The organism is Psychrobacter sp. 1Y4, assembly GCF_051847555.1.
The window spans coordinates 1-1028 of sequence record NZ_JBPYDE010000170.1 but is presented as its reverse complement, the minus strand read 5'-3'; the positions used below and the strand labels follow the sequence as shown (position 1 = coordinate 1028).

Annotated in this window: 1 protein-coding gene; it reads left to right on the top strand. The window is 44.6% G+C overall.

What is annotated here, in order from left to right:
- Positions 1–731: IS256 family transposase (locus ACS8FC_RS15055; RefSeq protein ID WP_439297365.1), on the top strand; the 731-nt coding region annotated here is incomplete at its 5' end.
- Positions 732–1028 lie beyond the last annotated feature (297 nt).

Below are 1028 nucleotides of genomic sequence, written 5' to 3'. Positions count from 1 at the left end.
CTATCGTCTACTTAGACTGCATTGTCGTCAAAGTTCGTCAGGACAAGCAGATCATCAACAAAGCTATCTATCTGGCCTTAGGCGTTGCTCTTGATGGTAAAAAAGAGCTGCTTGGTATGTGGCTATCAGAGAATGAGGGCGCCAAGTTCTGGCTGGGCGTTCTCACTGAACTACAAAACCGTGGAGTACAAGATATTCTTATTGCCTGTGTAGACGGCCTAAAAGGCTTCCCTGATGCCATTAACACCGTCTACCCCAACGCTCAGGTTCAGCTGTGTATTGTGCATATGGTGCGCTATTCGATGAAGTTTGTACCTTGGGCAGATAAGAAGGCAATAGCGGCTGATTTAAAGGCCATCTACGGTGCTGATACGCTTGAGATGGCAGAGGCCAACCTTGAGCACTTTGATGAAGTATGGGGCAAAGAGTACCCGCATGTCATCAAGTCTTGGCGCAATAACTGGGAGGGCTTAACGGTGTTCTTTGGTTATCCTAAAGACATCAGAAGAGTGATCTATACCACCAATGCGATAGAGTCGCTAAACAGTGTGATTCGAACGGCGGTGAATAAGCGTAAGGTGTTTCCCTCTGATCAGGCAGCATTCAAGGTAGTATATCTGGCAACCCAGCAGGCCTCTAAAAAGTGGTCGATGCCAATCCGTAACTGGACGTCTGCCCTTAATCGCTTTATGATTATGTTTGATGATCGTATCAGCAAGCATTTAATCTAAACGGCAGTTACACAGAATTCGGGATGGTCTCGTGATGTTCGGCTAGTTGGTGGAATTTTTGGGTTTTATGATAAAAAGACTAAGGTTTATACAGAGGATATCACTTGCATAACTCATCTCAATGGAACAACTAAAGAGCTGACTCTGCCCCCTGAGAAGGTTTTGATGCTGATGAGCTATTACATAAATGGCCAACGTGTATTGACCATGATGCCCTGGTGATGGGTTTAGATTAAAGTGCAGTTGCACAGGATCATGGATAGTCTTTTACATATCAGCATAAAACTTCTGGATAAA